This is a genomic window from Saccharothrix longispora (genome assembly GCF_031455225.1).
Lineage (GTDB): Bacteria > Actinomycetota > Actinomycetes > Mycobacteriales > Pseudonocardiaceae > Actinosynnema > Actinosynnema longispora.
Genome location: NZ_JAVDSG010000001.1, coordinates 965,019 through 983,011 on the forward strand (window position 1 = coordinate 965,019; position 17,993 = coordinate 983,011).

At 68.6% G+C, this 17,993-nt stretch carries 14 protein-coding genes, 1 pseudogene and 2 CRISPR repeat arrays (1 of these 17 only partly in view); of the genes and pseudogenes, 8 read left to right on the plus strand and 7 right to left on the minus strand.

Annotated elements, in window-relative coordinates; translation table 11 throughout:
* Positions 1 to 801: a CRISPR direct-repeat array (repeat unit 37 nt; unit sequence GCAGCACCGGCCCTCCGGGACCGGTGAGGATCGCAAC) (it extends 1,030 nt beyond the left edge of the window).
* 1,249 nt (positions 802 to 2,050) lie between these two features.
* From J2S66_RS04320 to cas2, 8 genes are all read left to right on the plus strand, one after another.
* Positions 2,051 to 2,806: a CRISPR-associated endonuclease Cas3'' gene (locus J2S66_RS04320; RefSeq protein ID WP_310304046.1), complete on the plus strand. Its 756-nt coding sequence runs from the start codon at positions 2,051 to 2,053 to the stop codon at positions 2,804 to 2,806.
* Between the two features lie 263 nt (positions 2,807 to 3,069).
* Positions 3,070 to 5,352 carry a CRISPR-associated helicase Cas3' gene (cas3, locus tag J2S66_RS04325; protein ID WP_310304048.1) on the plus strand — a complete coding sequence of 761 codons (2,283 nt, stop codon included), beginning with the start codon at positions 3,070 to 3,072 and terminating at the stop codon, positions 5,350 to 5,352.
* 615 nt (positions 5,353 to 5,967) lie between these two features.
* Positions 5,968 to 6,648: a type I-C CRISPR-associated protein Cas5c gene (gene cas5c, locus J2S66_RS04330; RefSeq protein WP_310304050.1), complete on the plus strand. Its 681-nt coding sequence runs from the start codon at positions 5,968 to 5,970 to the stop codon at positions 6,646 to 6,648.
* A complete protein-coding gene (gene cas8c / locus J2S66_RS04335; RefSeq protein ID WP_310304052.1) occupies positions 6,648 to 8,420 on the plus strand; it encodes a type I-C CRISPR-associated protein Cas8c/Csd1 in 1,773 nt (590 codons plus the stop codon). Before cas5c ends, cas8c begins: the two co-directional genes overlap by 1 nt.
* A gap of 39 nt (positions 8,421 to 8,459) precedes the next feature.
* Complete coding sequence (gene cas7c / locus J2S66_RS04340) at positions 8,460 to 9,353, plus strand: type I-C CRISPR-associated protein Cas7/Csd2 (protein ID WP_310304054.1); 894 nt, start codon at positions 8,460 to 8,462, stop codon at positions 9,351 to 9,353.
* Positions 9,354 to 9,760: 407 nt separating this feature from the next.
* The gene (locus tag J2S66_RS04345; protein WP_310304056.1) at positions 9,761 to 10,003 is read left to right on the plus strand and encodes a hypothetical protein; all 243 of its coding nucleotides are present in this window, start codon (positions 9,761 to 9,763) and stop codon (positions 10,001 to 10,003) included.
* A 7-nt stretch (positions 10,004 to 10,010) separates the two neighbouring features.
* Positions 10,011 to 11,201: a CRISPR-associated endonuclease Cas1 gene (gene cas1, locus J2S66_RS04350; RefSeq protein ID WP_310304058.1), complete on the plus strand. Its 1,191-nt coding sequence runs from the start codon at positions 10,011 to 10,013 to the stop codon at positions 11,199 to 11,201.
* Entirely contained in the window at positions 11,201 to 11,491 is a 291-nt protein-coding gene (cas2, locus tag J2S66_RS04355; RefSeq protein WP_310304060.1) for a CRISPR-associated endonuclease Cas2, read from the plus strand. The genes cas1 and cas2 overlap by 1 nt, the downstream gene beginning before the upstream one ends.
* 150 nt (positions 11,492 to 11,641) lie before the next feature.
* Positions 11,642 to 12,702: a CRISPR direct-repeat array (repeat unit 37 nt; unit sequence GCAGCACCGGCCCTCCGGGACCGGTGGGGATCGCAAC).
* Positions 12,703 to 12,772: 70 nt separating this feature from the next.
* Here cas2 and J2S66_RS37070 read toward each other — a convergent pair.
* From J2S66_RS37070 to J2S66_RS04385, 7 genes and pseudogenes are all read right to left on the minus strand, one after another.
* Positions 12,773 to 13,351 (minus strand): annotated as a pseudogene (locus J2S66_RS37070) (IS630 family transposase).
* Positions 13,352 to 13,384: 33 nt separating this feature from the next.
* On the minus strand, positions 13,385 to 13,906 hold the full coding sequence (locus tag J2S66_RS37075; protein WP_374726186.1) for a PPC domain-containing DNA-binding protein: 522 nt from the start codon (positions 13,904 to 13,906) through the stop codon (positions 13,385 to 13,387).
* Positions 13,857 to 14,921, minus strand: a complete 1,065-nt coding sequence (locus J2S66_RS04365; RefSeq protein WP_310304063.1) for an asparaginase — start codon at positions 14,919 to 14,921, stop codon at positions 13,857 to 13,859. Before J2S66_RS04365 ends, J2S66_RS37075 begins: the two co-directional genes overlap by 50 nt.
* Before the next feature lie 26 nt (positions 14,922 to 14,947).
* Positions 14,948 to 15,847 carry a phosphotransferase family protein gene (locus J2S66_RS04370; protein ID WP_310304064.1) on the minus strand — a complete coding sequence of 300 codons (900 nt, stop codon included), beginning with the start codon at positions 15,845 to 15,847 and terminating at the stop codon, positions 14,948 to 14,950.
* Complete coding sequence (locus tag J2S66_RS04375; protein WP_310304066.1) at positions 15,844 to 17,139, minus strand: helix-turn-helix domain-containing protein; 1,296 nt, start codon at positions 17,137 to 17,139, stop codon at positions 15,844 to 15,846. Before J2S66_RS04375 ends, J2S66_RS04370 begins: the two co-directional genes overlap by 4 nt.
* On the minus strand, positions 17,136 to 17,711 hold the full coding sequence (locus J2S66_RS04380; protein WP_310304068.1) for a flavoprotein: 576 nt from the start codon (positions 17,709 to 17,711) through the stop codon (positions 17,136 to 17,138). Before J2S66_RS04380 ends, J2S66_RS04375 begins: the two co-directional genes overlap by 4 nt.
* On the minus strand, positions 17,708 to 17,953 hold the full coding sequence (locus tag J2S66_RS04385; RefSeq protein WP_310304070.1) for a hypothetical protein: 246 nt from the start codon (positions 17,951 to 17,953) through the stop codon (positions 17,708 to 17,710). The genes J2S66_RS04380 and J2S66_RS04385 overlap by 4 nt, the downstream gene beginning before the upstream one ends.
* Positions 17,954 to 17,993 lie beyond the last annotated feature (40 nt).

Sequence of the window (17,993 nt, forward strand, 5' to 3'; positions counted from 1 at the left end):
CGGTGAGGATCGCAACACGGTTGCGGGGACGCTGATGGCGTCGGCGGGGACGCAGCACCGGCCCTCCGGGACCGGTGAGGATCGCAACAACGCCATCCGGCAGCACCCGGCCCGCGTGACCGTGCAGCACCGGCCCTCCGGGACCGGTGAGGATCGCAACCCGCACCTGTCGATCACCACCACCGTCCCGGCGATCGGCAGCACCGGCCCTCCGGGACCGGTGAGGATCGCAACGGGGGTGCGGTCGTAGTGGGACTGGGAGGTGAACGCAGCACCGGCCCTCCGGGACCGGTGAGGATCGCAACCCCGAGGACCTGTCCGGGATCTACTCCGAGGACGAGCAGCACCGGCCCTCCGGGACCGGTGAGGATCGCAACAGCAACTACAACCCGCTCGCCGCCTGAGCGCGGCGCAGCACCGGCCCTCCGGGACCGGTGAGGATCGCAACGGGTCCTTGCCCGGCTTGGGCCAGAGAACCCACGCAGCACCGGCCCTCCGGGACCAGTGAGGATCGCAACCCCTTCCTGGGAGACGGAGGACGGAAGCGGGGCGCAGCACCGGCCCTCCGGGACCGGTGAGGATCGCAACCCGGTCGAGAACACGACCGACGTCTACATCAAGGGCAGCACCGGCCCTCCGGGACCGGTGAGGATCGCAACACAGGACACCGCCCCGGACCGAAGCGGCCTTCTGGCAGCACCGGCCCTCCGGGACCGGTGAGGATTGCAACCTGTGGAACTCCGACGCCGCCTTGATCATCGAGCGCAGCACCGGCCCTTCGGGGTCGGTGAGGGTCCCAACGTTCGGCTCGACGTCGGGTCTGGTTTAGAACGCCGCACAGCGCCAGCTTGTCCAGGGCGGTGAGGATCGCAACATGGCGGCGGGCACGATTGTGCCCCGAGAGATGGCCAAGGCACGGGCGGTCGGCGACGATGCGGCCGATCCGGACAGGGGCCGTCGAGAATGATGTAGGCCTTGTGCGCGACGACCTGCGTCGCCTCGGTGAGATCCGGCGCGAGGGCGGTCAGAGTCGGACCGCCTCGCGGATGTAGCGGCAGACGGTGGCCTGGCCGATGCCGAACCCGGCCGTCAGGAGGTTGTAGGTGTCACCTCAGCGCAGATGTGCCAGGACCAGCAGGGCCTGACGTTCAGGATTCAGGTGCCGCCACTTGCTGCCGATTCGCCGTCGATGCGTGGTCAACTTTCGGGCGGGGGATCTGGAGGCAGAACTGAACACTTCGCTCGCGGATGGGTGGATCAAGCACTCGAAGCTCCTGACGGTGGCCTTGCTCTTGCTCGAGAAGTCGTCTATCAGGAGCTTCGCCATGTCTTCACTACGGCCGCAGTCCACGCCGCCAGGTTGGAAAGCGCTGAGTCAGCTCGGGGTGAGGATACTGACGAGTGTGTATATGGCAATAGCGATTAGCGTCAGCGGGATAACGCTGCCGATTACTATGGTTGTGATCAATTTTTGAGCGTTTTTGGTGTGTTTCTTCTGCGAGATCGCGTAGCCGAACCAGCCGTGCGGGTGTGGCGAGGGCGTGGCGTTGGTGGTGCTGAAGCGGCCTTGGAGGTTCGGTGCTGGATCGTCTGGTGGGGCTGGTGTGTGTACTGGGTGTCGTTGAGAGGTGGTTGTCTTCGGCATCGGCGCTCTCGGTGTTGGACCGGTGGTGAGTTGTCGGTGCTGCTTGCTATATGAGGCGCTGAGGCTACTGGTGTGGTCCGGGCAGGGCAAACTGAGGGTCCTCGTAATTACTGCGGGCATATTGGACACAACAAGAAGTTGGGTTGTATGGTCCTTCGCGGCGCCATCCTGTGCGGATGGCGGGATTGTAATTTGTTGTGTCTGTATGCCCGCAGGGCCGGTACCAGGAGGTTCGGTGGAGGTCGACGGTGTCGACCTCCGCCTCGCTGCTCCATCCGGGTGGTGCTGTGGGTGGGGGAGTGTCGACGACCCGATTTTTGTCGGTGGGGGTGTCTAGGCTCGCGTCGTTCGTCGGGGGACGACGACATGAGGGATTTCGTAGTGTGGGCACATAGTCCTAGTTCGGTGACCGGTCGCTGGCATGGTTTGGCTGAACATGTTCGTTCGACGGCGCGGTTGGCCCGTATTTTTGCGGCGTCTTTCGGTGCTGGGGAGTTGGCGTGGAGTCTGGGGCTCGTCCACGATGCCGGCAAGTGCGCGTCGAATTGGCAGGACAAGTTGATGCGGGTGGCGCCGACGGGTGCCCGGGTGGGGATTGACCACAAGCGTGTCGGTGTGTTGTTGGTGCGGGAGCGGGCGCTTGCGGCGGCGATGACCGTGTTGGGCCATCACGGTGGGCTCGGGCAGGTGCGGTCGCTCATCGGGCTGGAGTCGCAGCCTGAGGACACCGTGACGTTGCAGCGGTTCTTTGCCGAGGTGCCAGAAGCCCGGGCGTTGGCGACCGGATCCGAGTTGATGCCCGCCGCGTGGTCGGAGTCGCCGTTGCTGGGCGAGATGGGCATCCGCATGACCTTCTCCGCCCTGGTCGACGCCGACCATCTCGACACCGCCGCTCACGCGCAGGGCCTTGACCGGCCTCGGGTCGCTGCGTCCGCGGACATGGGCGACCTGCTTCGCCGGTTCGAGGCCAACCGTGTGCTTCTCCTCGACAGGCGTGGAGGGCCGGGCGGTTCGTCCGAGGTGGATGCCGTGCGGACGGCGTTGTACGAGGACGTGGTACGGCTGGCGCTGGGTGAACCGGGGATCTACCGGCTTCCGGCGCCCACCGGGTCGGGCAAGACATTGACCTCCGCGGGGTTCGCGCTTCACCACGCCGCGTAGCACCGCAAGTCGCGTGTGATCGTGGCTGTGCCGTCCACGACGATCACCGAGCAGAACGCGGGCGTGTATCGGGACCTGCTGGGAGGACATGGTGCTGGAGCACTACTCCAACGCCGAGTTGGACGATCGGCGGTTGCGACTGGCCGTGTTGCCTCCTTTCGGGTGTTTGTCGTTGCTCGTGAAGTCGAGCGGGCCGGTTTCTGTCGGTAGTTGGTTCTAGGTTCGTGGCGTTCGTCGGGGGACGAGTCGTACGAGGGGTTCATGTGTGGGCGCACAGTCGCAACGACAACGAGATCCGTCATGGGCTAGGGGAGCACTCGTCGGACACGGCGGAGCTGGCCCGTGGGTTCGCGTCGGTGTTCGGTGCGGGTGACCTGGCGTATGCGGTGGGACTGCTGCATGACACGGGCAAGGCGCGTTGTGCCTGGCAGGAAGGCTTGTTGAAGGTCGAGGGGACCGACGATCGAGTCGATGTTCCGCACAAGGACCTCGGAGCACGTCTGCTGGCCGAGGCACCGGGGGACCCCTACGCGAGGTTGGCTGCCGGGTTGATGGTGTTGGGGCATCACGGCGGGCTGCGAACCCCGAGTGAGTTGAAGCAGATGCTGCGTCAGCCGGGAGGGGTGGACGACGACGAGGCGGTGCGGCGTTTCGTGGAGGCTGTGCCGCAGGCCCGTGCGGTGCTCAAGGGTCCGTTGACACTGCCCGAAGCGTGGCGCGGTCGACTCGGCGTGCGGGAGTTGGGGGTGCGGTTGACGTACTCGGCACTGGTGGACGCCGACTTCCTGGACACCGCGACGCACTTCCTGCGCCGTCCCGGGCCGGTGTCGACCGGCGGCGCGACCATGGCGCAGTTGCGGGACCGGTTCGAGCGTCGCCGCGTGGAGTACCTGGACGAGCGCCGGGCGAAGGCCGGGAAGCGCGGCCGCGCCTCGTCGATGGAGGGTGTGCGGGAGGAGCTGTACGCGGCGGCGTTGACGGCGGCGCTGCGCAAGCCGGGTGTCTACCGGATGTCGGCGCCCACGGGGTCGGGCAAGACGATCGCCGGTGCGGGGTTCGGGTTGCACCACGCTGCCGAGCACGGCAAGTCCAGGGTGATCGTGGCGGTGCCCTACACCTCCATCACCGAGCAGAACGCCGACGTGTTCCGCAGACTGCTCGACCCCCGGCCGGACGACCCGGACGAGGGCGGTGACGCCCCGGTGGTGTTGGAGCACCACTCCAACGTCGACCTCGACGCCGCGTCGCAGCGTGCGGAAGGCCGATGGCAGCGGTTGGCCGCGGAGAACTGGAATGCCCCGTTCGTGGTGACCACGACCGTGCAGCTGTTGGACTCGCTGTTCGCCCGTACGCCCTCCCGCATGCGCAAGCTGCACCGATTGGCAGGAGCGGTGCTGATCCTGGACGAGGTGCAGGCGCTGCCCAAGCCGCTGCTGCTGCCGATCCTGGACGCCCTACGCGCGTTGTCGGAGCACTTCGGCACGACGGTGCTGCTGACCTCGGCCACCCAGCCCGTGTTCGAGAGCCTGTCGCCCTGGCGTGACCTGGATGTGCCCGAGATCGTGCCGGACCCGGTGCGGATGGCCGACCGGGCCCGTCGAGTGGATTTCCGCTGGTGGGAGCGCCCCACGCTGGCGGAGTTGGCCGAGCAGGTGCGGCAGCGCCGCCAGGCGCTGGTCGTGCTCAACACCATCGACGATGCCCGCCGCCTGTTCACGATGCTGGACGGGCGCACCGAGGGACGGGTCGTGCACCTGTCGACCCGGATGCACCCCAATCACCGCCGCACCGCCCTGAACACCGTCGGGAAGGCACTGGGCGACGGCGAACCGCTGGTGGTCGTGTCGACCCAGCTGATCGAAGCCGGCGTGGACCTCGACTTTCCGGTCGTCTACCGGGCGATGGCCCCGGTGGACTCGCTGCTGCAGGCCGCTGGCCGGGCCAACCGGGAGGGCGGGGACACCTGCGGCGAGGTGGTCGTGGTCGACCTCGCCGACGGCGGACGTCCCGGAGACTACGGTCCGGCCATCGCGGTGAGCCGTTACTACTTTGGCCCGGACAAGGCCCAACCCGACGAGCTCGCCGCCTTGGCCCGCTACTACCCGCACCTGTACAAGACGCTGGAACTGGACGCCCCGCCCGTCACCGATCACCGCAAGCTCCCGCGCGGGCAGCTCGTGCAGCACCACCGCCACAAGTGGGACTTCCCTGCCGTCGCGAACGGCCCTCTGGTCTCACCCGGCACCTCGGTCCACCGTGATCCGAAGCGCGCGTTCCGGATGATCGACCAGGACGCCCTACCCGTCGTCATCAGCACCGGCCCCGACCACGACCGGATCGTGCGGTTGATCAAGCAGGCGCGAGACATTCCCCAAGCCCGCTTCGCGGCCCTGCGCGCACTGCAGCGGTGGACCGTGATGCTGCCCCGGAACATTGCCGGTGCCGATCCCGTCCGGGCGCGACTGCGTCCGGTGGTGGGTGACCTGCACGAGTGGACCGGTCCCTACCACGACGACCTGGGGCTCGATGAGAGCACGATCGACTGAGATGGGCTGTGTCGGTTCGGGCGATGACGAACGGGTGGCCGTGAAAGCCCGCCTATGCTGCCGGTCATGCGTCGGTGTCGACTCCGGGTCGGCCGGCGAGGCTCTCAACTGGTACGGGGGAGTGCTGCCTGGCACTTCAACGCTGATCGGGCCGGAACCGTCGGGTTCCGGCCCGTGGCATCTACCGCCTTCTCCGGTGACTGATCCACCGACGATCATCTCCCTGGAGGGCGCCGCCTTACCAGAACAGCAAGCCTCCTTACCTGAACTTGCCATCTCGTACCTGCGTGGTCCAAGATGGCGACTCTCGCAACAGTCCGTGGTCATCTGACCACGAAGTGCATAGGCGGTGGATGGAATGACCTTTTCGATCGCCGGCCGTCGCTGGCAGATCCGCATCGTGCGCAGCCGACGCGGCCGTACCACCACGCGACGTCTGGAACTGCGCACCATCAGCAGTCCGAGCCCACGCCACAGGGATGTCGGCTAATCCGGTCCGTCGGGACCGGGGCGAGCCCACGCGGTAGGACCGACGACCGCCGCGACCGGCTCGGTGATCAACGAGACTCGACAGCGAAGGGAAACATGACCGGCTTAACAAGGAGTTCCGAGCCTGTGCCCTTGGCGGTGCAGGTCTGGGGGCCGGGTGCGCTGTTCACGCGCCCGGAACTGAAGGTCGAGAGGGTCAGCTACCCGGTGATGACCCCGTCGGCCGCGGTGGGGGTGCTGGAGTCGATCTTCTGGAAACCGGAGATGCGGTGGAGGGTGCAGCGCATCGAGGTGCTCCGGCCGATCCGGCAGTTCACCCAGCGCCGTAACGAGACCACCGATCTGGCGTCGCTGGCCGACGCGGTCTCGGGCCGTCGACGCTTGGATACCGCGGCGCACCGGGTGCAGCGCAACGCGGTGTGCCTGCGCGATGTCGCCTACCGCGTCCACGCCCAGATCGACCTGGCCGATCACGCAGACAAGCCGGTCGCGGCCTACCGCGACCAGTTCCGGCGCCGGGTCACCAAGGGGCGCTGCTTCACCCAGCCCTACCTGGGCACCCGGGAGTTCACCGCCTACTTCGGCGAACCCGACGACCAACAGCCCCTCGGCCCCGATCACGACGACGACTTCGGGCTGATGCTGCACAGCGTCAACCACGGCACCACCCCGATCTCCTTCACCTGGTTTGACGCGAGGATGCGCGGCGGCGTGATCGAGGTGCCCGTCCACGGCATCCCCGCCCGTCCCGCCGGCGAAGACGCCGGTGAAGCGGAGTTGCTGTCGATGGCCGAGGGAGGGGTCTGATGCTGTTGCAGCGTCTGGTCCAGTACGCCGAGACCCACCTGGGCCAGGCCCGGCCCTTCCACCGGGAACGGGAGTTCCGGTGGCGCCTGGACCTCGACCTGGACGGGCGGCCGCTGAGCGGCGAGCTGGCCCCGCTGGTCGACGAGCAGCGCCGTGACCGGGGGGTGGTGCTCACCGTCCCGGCGGTCGTGCGCACAGTCGGGGTCTCGGCCAACCTCGCCGCCGACGACGCCCAGTACGTGCTCGGCTGGGGTGACGAGACCACCAAGCCCGCACGCGTCGCCCAGTGCCACGCCGCGTTCGTCGACCTGATCGACAAGTGGGCGACCAGTGACGCCGGACGCGACGACCCGGTCGCCCAGGCCGTGGCCGCCTTCTACCGCTCCGGCGCGGCCGCGGACCTGACCCGCCCCGAGGAAACGACGGCCAAACACGGCGTGGTGATCGCGGTCAACGGCGACCCGGCCTGCCGAAGCGACTCGGTGGTGCAGTTCTGGACCACCGAGGTCACCGCCCGCAAAGGCGGCAAGACCGGCAGCCGCCACGGCCTGTGCCTGGTCTGCGCCCGCCATCGCGAACTGGTCGACACCGTCCCCGGCAAGGTCCCCGGTCGCCTCGTTCCCGGCGCCAGCAACGACACCGCCCTGGTCAGCGTCAACGAACGCGTCTTCGGCTACGGGCTGACCACCGGTCTGGAACACACCCCCATCTGCTTCGGCTGCGGCGACGCGATCTCCACCGGCCTGGTCGCGGTGCTGTCCTCACCCCACAGCATCGCCCCCCGCGGCCAGAACAGCCGCACCAGTTGGTGGTACATCGGCGAGGTCGACGACGACCCGATCGCCACCCTCGACCAGGCCGATCCCGACGAGGTCACCGCCCTGCTGTCCACCGTCCACACCGGCCGGCACGACGCGAACCCGCCGGACGTGGAGGTGTTCTGCTCGCTGACCGTGGCCGGCAACATCGCCCGCATCGTGGTCCGTGACTGGATCGAGATGCCCCTGATCGAGCTCAAGCGCAACATCGCCGCCTGGTTCCTCGACCACGAGATCGCACCGGCCTGGCCCGCCGGCCGCCGCCACCACCCGCTGTGGAAGCTGGCCCTGACCACCGGCCGCTGGCAGGGCGAACGCAACCGCTACGCCGAGTTCGGCGTTCCGGGCGAAGCACGCCCGCACAACATCTACCCGCAACTGCTCGGCGCCGCCCTGCGCAACACCCCGATCCCCCCCGCCGTGCTCGCCCACCTCATCGGCCGCATCCGCGCCGACGGCCACCTCGACGACCCCCGCGCCGCCCTGCTGCGCCTGGCCCTGGTCCACGGCAAGACCACCAAGGAGACCTTCATGCCCGACCTCAACCCGGGCAGCGCCGACACCGCCTACCACGCCGGCCGCGCCTTCGCCCTGCTCGAACAGATCCAACACGCCGCCGGCTCCGGAGAACGCCTCAACACCACCTACGGCGACCGCTTCTTCGCCGGCGCCATCACCAACCCCCGCGCCGCCCTGGTCACCGGAAGCCGCAACGCCAAAGCGTGGCAGAAGAAACTCCGCCGCGCCAAGCCGGGCCTGGCCAACTACTTCGACCGCAAGCTCGACGACGTCTTCGCTCTCATCCCCGAGGGCAAGGGACTGCCCGCCGCGATGACCCTGCACCAGCAGGCCCAGTTCCTGCTCGGCTACCACCACCAACGCGGCCACCGCGCCACCACCAACACGGACACGACCGCCGAGCCCGACACCGGCGCCCCCACCCACACCGACTGACACCCCACCCGAGCCGACACACCGAGGACGACCACAGCCATGACCAGCACCACCACCGCCGCGCACCTCGACCCCACCGTGCGCCACGACATCGTCTACTACTTCGACGTCACCGACGGAAACCCCAACGGCGACCCCGACGCCGGCAACCGCCCCCGCATGGACGACGAGTCCGGCCACGGCCTGGTCACCGACGTCGCCCTCAAGCGCAAGATCCGCGACACCCTCGCCCTCGCCGCCCAGGACGACCCCCGCTACGGCATCTTCGTCCAAGCTGGGCACGCCCTCAACCCCCGCCTGGAAGCCTCCTACGAAGCCCACGGCCTCAAACTCGGCTCCAAGATCACCAAGGACGACGCAGACCAGGCCCGCGCCTGGCTATGCGGCCGCTACGTCGACATCCGCCTGTTCGGCGCCGTGCTCTCGGTCGGCAAGACCAACGCCCTCGGCCAGGTCCGCGGCCCCCTGCAGGTCACCATGGCCCGCAGCATCGACCCCATCCTGCCCATGGACCACGCCATCACCCGCGTCACCCAAACCCGCCAAGCCGACATCGACAAGGGCGAGACCACCGAGATGGGCGGCAAGTGGACCGTCCCCTACGGCCTCTACCGCGCCGAGCTTTACTACTCCGCCAACCACGCCCGCAAAACCGGCGTCGACACCAAAGACCTCGAACTGCTCTACCGCACCCTCGAGATGATGTTCGACCACGACCGCTCCGCCACCCGCGGCCGACTCACCCCCCGCGGCCTCTACGTCTTCACCCACCCCGACGCCTTCGGCGCCGCCCCCGCCCACCGCCTCACCGAACGCATCACCGCCACCCTCACCGACCCCGACACCCCGCCGCGGAGCTTCGCCGACTACGCCATCGCCGTCGACGACAACGCACTGCCTACCGGCATCACCCTTACCAAGATCATCGAGTAGGCCACAGGTGCGGCGGTCGGCTGTACCGGACACCGAACCCGAAGAGACAGAACGCCGACACCGGTCGACGCGAGGCGGCACGAGTTTCCGCTCCCCCCGTTCACCACCACGCCGTGACTCAGGTCGCAGTGCTGCCTCTCAGGGCAGTGAGGATCGCGCTACCGCTGATCGGTTCTCCCTCTGGGAGGGTTCACGCGCAGTACAGGCCCTTCGGGGCTAGTGAGGACCGGAATGCCGTTCCTTGAGAACTCCACAGCGAGGCAACAGAACCGGCGACAACCCTCCTGAGGGTAGCGATGGCCGCAGCCGCAATAGTGTCGGCGAACTGGTGACTGTGGACTACCGGCGCCAGTTTTCCGGAGCTGGCGAGGATCGCAATCCGTATCGATCTGCGGTGATCGGCACGCGTGCGGGATCAGCGCCAGTCCTCCGGGGCCGGCCTGGACCGCAACGGCAAGCCGCTCAATCGCAGCGGCACGCTGTCGGTTCAGTGCCAGCCCTTCGGGGCTGGCGAGGATCGCAATGACCGCAACGAGACGCTGAACCGCCGCCTGGAGGACAGCGCAGGCTCTACCGGACACGACACGGCCGACGAGGCGCAAGACCTGGCACTCCCTACCGGTATGGCAGCGTTCCGGAGGACCTGCTGACCTGAAGATGGCCGACCGGGTTGCACGCGCCGTCCACGCGGTCCGCGCCCTGCTGACCGGTGGCGACCTGCCACCACCGGTCAACGACAAGCGATGCCACCGCTGCTCGCTGGCCCGGACTGCCTGCCTGACAGCGCCGGGCCAGCCAACCTGTTCACACCACGCCCTGCCGGAGACTGGCTTGACTGAACTCCTGCGCACCCTGTTCGCCACCACCCCCGGCACCAGCCTGCACCTGGACGGCGACGCCCTGCGCATCGCACACCCCGACAAACCCGGACGACACCTGCTGCCCCTCATCCGGCTCGACCACATCGTCGCCTGGAACGGCGTCTCCCTCACCGACGACCTTATCCACCGCTGCGCCGCCGACGGCCGTTCCATCACCTGGATCACCCGCAACGGTCGATTCCTCGCCCGCACCAGCGGCCCTCATACCGGAAACCCCCACTTGCGCCTCGCCCAGGTCCGCACCCACGACGACCCCGCACTGCGGCTGACACTGGCCAAAACGTTCGTCGCCGGCAAGCTGCACAACTACCGCCAACTCCTGCTGCGCGCCGCCCGTGACACCACAGGAACCCGACAGACGCGCCTGCGCGACACAGCCGACAACCACACTCAAGCCCTCACCCAGCTCGCCGAAGCCACCACCCTGTCCGAAACCCTGGGCATCGAAGGCAACGCCGCACGCGCCTACTTCCAAGGACTCGACCAACTCGCCCCGGGCATGGCCACCGGACGAACCCGCAGACCACCCACCGACCTCGCCAACTGCCTGCTCTCCTTCGGCTACGGCATGCTCCGCGTCTCCGTCCACGGCGCCCTCGAACAAGTCGGCCTCGACCCCTACATCGGCTACCTCCACGGCATCCGACCAGGAAAACCCGCTCTCGCCCTCGACCTCATGGAAGAACTGCGTCCCCTGCTGGTCGACCGCCTCGTGCTCACCCTGCTCAACCGCGGACAGATCACCGACCGACACACCCAAACCCTGCCCGGCGGCGCCGTCCAACTCACCGACGAGGGACGCAAGACCTTCCTCGAACACTGGAGCAAAGCCCGCGAACGCCCCTGGCCCCACGCCACCCTCGGCCGCGACGTTCCCGCAGCCCTCATCCCGCTCACCCGAGCACGCCTGCTCGCCCGTCACCTCCGCGGAACCGCCGACACCTACCAACCCTGGACCATCACCTAATGGAACTGCTCGTCACCTACGACGTCGACACCACCACACCCGAAGGCGAACGACGCCTACGCCAAGTCGCCAAAACCTGCGAAGGCATCGGACACCGCGTCCAGAAATCGGTTTTCGAAGTCGTCTGCACCCCGCCGCAACGACTTCACCTCGAAGCGCGCCTCCAAGGCATCATCGACCCCGCCCTCGACTCGGTGCGCATCTACCACCTCGACCGCGGCACCTTCCACAACGCCAAACACCTCGGTGCCGCTGTCGACGCCGCACACCAAGAGGCCTTGATCATTTAAGTGGCACGCCGCGACCCGTCTCCTTCGGAACCTCAAGCGTGTCCCGACACGCCGGTAGATCCCCACCCCGATCGCGGCGTGTCATCCCGCCAATCGGGAACAAAAGCATCAGCAAGCGATGTACAAGTGTGTTACTGCTGTTCAATCAGCGCAGCACCGGCCCTCCGGGACCGGTGGGGATCGCAACTCGATCTGGGCGAGCATCGCCGCCGCCTCGCGGGCGGCAGCACCGGCCCTCCGGGACCGGTGGGGATCGCAACCGGCCCAGCACATGCCGGACCGAAAGTGCACGCCCGGCAGCACCGGCCCTCCGGGGCCGGTGGGGATCGCAACAGCGGGTTGCCCGCGTCGTCGGTCGGGATCGGGTCGCAGCACCGGCCCTCCGGGACCGGTGGGGATCGCAACCCGGTGGGGATCGCAACGCCGACCGCGAGAAGTGGGTCACCCAGACCGCCAGCAGCACCGGCCCTCCGGGACCGGTGGGGATCGCAACCTCCTTGTCAAGAGGCGGATGCCCACGGTCAAGCTGCAGCACCGGCCCTCCGGGACCGGTGGGGATCGCAACCGCCTCCACGGCGTCGCCTGCGGCGCGTGCGGCCTGCAGCACCGGCCCTCCGGGACCGGTGGGGATCGCAACTACACCGGCCCGACGACCGAGGAGGAGCGGTGGAAGCAGCACCGGCCCTCCGGGACCGGTGGGGATCGCAACAGGCCGATGGTGCGGGCGTGGCGCTGCACCGGCGACAGCAGCACCGGCCCTCCGGGACCGGTGGGGATCGCAACTGCCGCTGCGCGCTCAGGGCCACCTACCCGCTCGCAGCACCGGCCCTCCGGGACCGGTGGGGATCGCAACTCGAGCTGCCCGTCGAGCTGGCCGCGCGCGAACTGCAGCACCGGCCCTCCGGGACCGGTGGGGATCGCAACTGCTCCCGCTGTGGGCACGCCACCGGCAACGCCAGCAGCACCGGCCCTCCGGGACCGGTGGGGATCGCAACGAGGTGCACTCGACGTGGGAAGCGGCCCGGATCGCCCGCAGCACCGGCCCTCCGGGACCGGTGGGGATCGCAACTACCGCGGGGGGACCTTCACCCCTGCGATCGGGGGCAGCACCGGTCCTCCGGGACCGGTGGGTATCGCAACACTAGAGGGGTATACAAGAGGCACGGCGAAAAGGGCAGCACCGGCCCTCCGGGACCGGTGAGGATCGCAGCAGAAAGCTGTGCAGCAGCGGCAACTCGGACACCTCTACGCCGAATCGTCGAGCCAAAAGTGTTCGATTGCCTACATGATGGCGTAGCGGACGCGCCGTGCCTGGAAGTAGCCGCGGACGATATGCGGCTGCCGCTGACGGCGACGCAGGAAGCGTCGGGTCTCGTGGGCGAGCCGGTCGATGTTGTGGGCCCGTGAGGCGTTGACGTTGCGCTTGAGGTCGGCATCGAGCAGTTCGTCCGGATTCGACTCCGGGCTGTAGCCGGGTATCAGGTGCAGTTCGACCCGGTCGGTGTTGGCTTCCAGTCAGGCTCGGACCGCCTTGCCGCGGTGCACCGGATGCCGATCGGCGATGACATGCACCTTCCGGCCCGACTGACGGGCGACGCGGTCGAGAAACGCGGTGAACACCGGCGCGGTGAACACGGTGAACCACAACGCGCCCCGCGAGACCAGCGCGGACATGACGCTGACCCGTAGCCGTTTGCCGGTCAGCCGCACGATCGGCGTGCGCCCCTTTGGCGTCCAGGACCGGTCGGGCGGTGCGGCGTCCGAGCACAGCCCGCACTGGTCCACCCACGCGATCGCCGCATCCTCCGCCTTCGCCCGTGTCCCGATCGCCGGGTACTCCTGGTCCAACCACCCGCGCACCGCCGCAGGGTGCTGCTCATAGGCCCGTCTTTGCTACTGGCCGAAGTGCAGTTGCGGGACGTCGTAGAGGTCGGGGTTGCGGCGGCGTAGCAGCGCGGGGCTGGTGACCTCGATGACGAGCATCTCGGTGAGGAACTGGACCTGTGCTTGCAGCAGGTGGCTGGTGTAGCCGGTGGCGCTGTGTTCCTTGAGGCCGACGGCGACGTGGATGTGGGGGTGAACCTGGTCATTGGTCTCGTCGTAGGCGAGGGTGCCGCCGCCGAAGGCCTCGACGTTGGTGAGGTGGACCTTGGACCAGACCGGCGCCTCGGGGTTGTCCAGCTTCTCGCAGGTGCCGACGATGTCGACTTCGCTGAAGCCAGCTATGAAGCTCGGGATGTAGGCGTGGCGGACATGGTGTTGTGTGCAGAAGTCGGTCAGGGCGGTGAAGAAGTCGTCGCCGTGGTCGAAGGCGACGCCGAAGCTGCGGCCGAGGGTCAGTTCGTGGCTGCGGATGACGGGCTCCTCATCGGGTCGCGGTCGTCGGGGCGGGTCGGTCGTCGGCTGTGTTGGCAGGTGCGTCGTATCCGCCGGCGGTGTGGAAGGCCGTGCTGATGGCGGTGGTGTCGGCGCCTGCGGTGAGCAGTCGGTGGAGCAGGATGCGGGCTTTGAGCGGGTCGAGGAAGCCTGCCCGGATGAGTCCGTGGTCGAGCAGGTCGCGTTCGGAGCCGGGAAAGGCGTAGGTCTGGGCCAGTACCGGGCCCGAGCCGGTGCGGGAGGCGAGCACGACCGGGATCCGCGTGGCGAGGTGTTGCAAGGGGGCCACCCAGATGGCGGGGACGTGGCCGACGCCGAAGGCGGCCACGACCAGCCCGTCGAGGTGCTCGGCCAGGCCGTGCAGCAGTTCTCCGCCGTCGCCGAGGGTCGCGGTGACCAGTCCGACCCGGACGTCGGCCGGCGTGTCGGCGCCCAGGGCAGGCAGGAGTGGGCGGTCGGGAGGTCGGTTGAGGATGCGGGGGTGGCCTTCGACGAGGTAGCCCAGCGGGCCTGCGTTGGTGGATTGGAAGGTGGAGCCGCTGGTGGTGTGGGTTTTGCGGACGCGGTGGGCGGCGTGGATCTCGTCGGCGAACACCACCAGGCATCCCAGGTCGCGGGCGGTGGGGTGGGCGGCGGTGCGGATGGCGGCCAGCAGGTTGGCCGGGCCGTCGGGGCCGGCCAGGGTGGGGTTGCGCATCGCGCCGGTCACCACGACCGGTTGCGCTGTGTCGTGGCGCAGGTCGAGGAAGTAGGAGGTTTCCTCGATCGTGTCGGTGCCCTGGATGACGACCACCCCGTCCACCCCGGCGGCGCAGCGTTCGCGGATCTCGTCGGCGAGGGCGGTCAGGTCGGTGAAGGTCAACGAGGCGCCCGGTACTTGTCGGAAGTCGACGACTTCGACGTCGATGCCGGTGTCGGCCAGTCCCGGCACGGCCGCCATGAGTTGTTCCGCCGACAACGCGGGCACGACACCGCCGCCCTGCGTGGTGGTCATGGCGATGGTGCCACCCAGGCCGATGACGGTGACGCGCGCAGCCCTTTGAAGCGATGGCATGGAGGTCCTTTCGGAGGTCTGCGGTGTCATGGCACGTCGTGCCAGTCGGTCCATGGTCTCGGGCCGCGTTCGCCGCGTAGGCAGGCGAGTCGGTGTGCGGCTTGCTCGGTATAGCGGTTCGGGCTGGTGGTGGCGAGTTGCAGGGCCATGCTGGTCATGCGGAGTTCTCGGATGTCGCGCAGCACGTTGAAGCCGGTCCAGGTGGTGACGTCGAAGCCGTAGGCGTCGCAGTAGGCGCTCCACTCGGTGGTGCTGAGCCGGTGGACGGTGTGGTGGGCGACGGCGGTGGATACGAGGTCCCATTCGGGTGGTCCGAGGGCGCAGCGTTCGAAGTCCAGCAGCAGTACCTCGCCGTCGTGGGTGCGTACGACGTTTCCCCGCCATGCGTCGCCGTGCACCACGCCACGTGGCAGGCCGGGTGGCAGGGTGGCGTAGACCTGTCGCAGTTCCGCGACGCGACCGAGTAGCCACGTGCGGTCGTTGTCGTGCAGCGTGGATGCGGACCTGATGCGTTCGTCGAGCCGGACGAACGGGTCCAGTTCGGGGAGGACGAAGTCGTTCGGCGGTCGGAGGGCGTGGAAGCGGCGCAGAGCGACGGCCACGTCGATGGTGGTGCCGTGTTCGTGCGGCGGAAGCTCGTGCCAGAACGTCACCGACCTGCCCTGCACGACCACGGGTTGCTTCACGTCGCGCAGTACCCGTACGGCTGGTACGTCGCCGTCTTCCAGCCAGCGCGCCACCCGCACCTCCCGGCCCGCCGCCGTGTCCTGGCCGGGGCGGGCGACGCGGGCGACCACTGCGCCGGGAAGGCGGTACAGGTCGTTCTCACCGAGCCGGATCACCTCGGCGCCGGTCGCGTCCAAGCCTGCCCGCACGGCCGCGGCGTGCATGACCGCGCGGCTGGCGCGGTGTCCGGCGCTGCTCACTCGGCCACCGCCGTGCTGATGCGGTGCCGCAGTTCGGACACTTCCACGAGGTTGTCGTGGGGGAGGGCGAAGCGGCGCAGTTCGAGCAGGTCGTCGGCGGCACGGCGGGACTTCACCGTGCCGGCCCAGCCCAGCGCCTGTGTGCCCAGGACCGTGGCCTCGGTCGGGTCGCCGGTAGCCATGACCAGGGAGGCCAGTTTGGTCTGGCTGATCACCCGGGCGCGGACGTACTCGTCACCGTGTCCGGCGACCGCGTTTGCCAGTCGACGGCGCGTCTCGTCGACGAGGTGGCCGTGGATCGCGATGTCCCACAGGGCGTGGCCGGTGTCCCCGGCATGCTGGGCGGCGTCGTAGTAGCGCATCCACGGTGGATCGTCGACCGGTCGGCTGCGGCCGAACTCCTCGTCGGCGACACCGACCGCGGCCACCGTGTCCTCGATCCGACCCAGCCTGGCGAAGGCACGGCCACGGGCGGTGTGCAGCATGGCCCGCTCGGTCGAGGTCAACCGGTCGGACCGCACCAGCGCCAACTCGCTGAAGGTCAACCCGGCGTCGGGGTCGCCGCACCAGATGGCCTGCCTGGCCATCGTGGAGAGCACCTTGGCCCGCAGATGCCAGTCCCCGACCTCCTCGGCGCAGGCCAGCGCGAAACGGAAGATACGACGCGCGTCCTCGTGCGCGTAGGCGTCGAACGCCATGAACCCGGTGACCAGCCCCAGGTGTCCCACGGCAGAGAACAACCCGGCCCGTACGCTGTCCGAACAGCGCGCACCGAGCAGGTCCGCGCAGTACCGCAGCTGAGCCGTCACCGCCGCTCGGACCAGACCACCGCCGTAGACGGCATCCCAGTTCCGAAACGACCACGCGACCGCCCGGATCTCCTCCACCTCCGCCATCCCCACCACCGACGGCACCGGCAACGGACGCACCGGCGCGAGCAAACCAGCCATATCGGCCCTCTCGGCCGACCGAGGGAGCGACACCGCGTCGCCTCCTACTGAACGCCCCGCAAGGGAACGTCCACGACGTTGTTCCTGCTCGTGTTTGCCCTGTTCCCGTAGTTCGACCAGAGCGCCTTCCGCACGCAGGCCCTTGTCCAACGCTCGGACGATCTCCGCAGAGGGCAGATTGTGATCGACGCGCTCGGCCAAGGAGACGTACTGCCTGGTGTAGCCGATCATCCTGGCCAGTTGTGGTTGGCTGAGGCCGGCTGCGGTGCGGCGTCGGCGGATCTCGTGGGCGAGTCGTACGCCGGCCGGTTCGGGTGCTGAGAGACGCTTGTCGTCGGTCATGTCGCCTCCGCCTGTGCTGCGGAATGGGCAGTTTCGTCGGAAGTACTGGTGAAGTGGTCGAATGTGGTGGTGATCCACTTCCAGTGGAAGGTGGCGAGACCGTCGGGTGAGCGGGTCGTCACCTGGTCGGGGTCCATGAACGCCACGTGCATGGCGGTCAGCGCCGCCACGCTGGCGGTGTAGGCCGGGTGGTCGCGGAGCAGTTGTTTGACGCAGGGAACGACCAGGATGGGTACGTCGGTGGCCAGTAGTTCGTTGAGCAGGCCGAGGGCGAGGTTGTCGCTGATGCCGTGTGCCCACTTGTTGATGGTGTTGAAGGTCGCCGGTGCGACGAGCAGCGCGTCGGCGCGAGGGAGCGGGTCGCGCTGTCCGGGCAGGCCGGGTTGGGATCTGACCGGTGTTCCCGTCCGGTCGGCCAAGTCGTCGAGATTCACCCATGAGGCTGCCGTGGGGGTGGCGATCACGCACACCCGCCAGTCGGCGGCGTGGAGGGACTCGATCAGCCGGTCGATGCTGAGGACGGGTGGTGCGGCTGTGACGACCAGGTAGACCGTGCGGGCGGTGCCGTTCATGCGAGCACGCCGATCCGCTGGGCCAGGCTGCGCAGGCCGGGTGTTCTCCTGTGCTGCTCGCGTGCCATGAGTTCCCGCACCAGCGTTCGTCCGGCCCGGTGCGTGCGCAGCAGTTGCGGGGCGATGCGTTCGGTCTCCAGCAGGTGGATCACCGCCAGCGGGTCCTCGCCGAGTTGTGCCTGCGCCCAGGCGTTGTCGAGGTGGAACCGTCCGACCTTGCCCCCGACGCCGTCACCGCCCACCCCTGGACATCGTCCCAGCGCGACGACACGGACGCCCTCC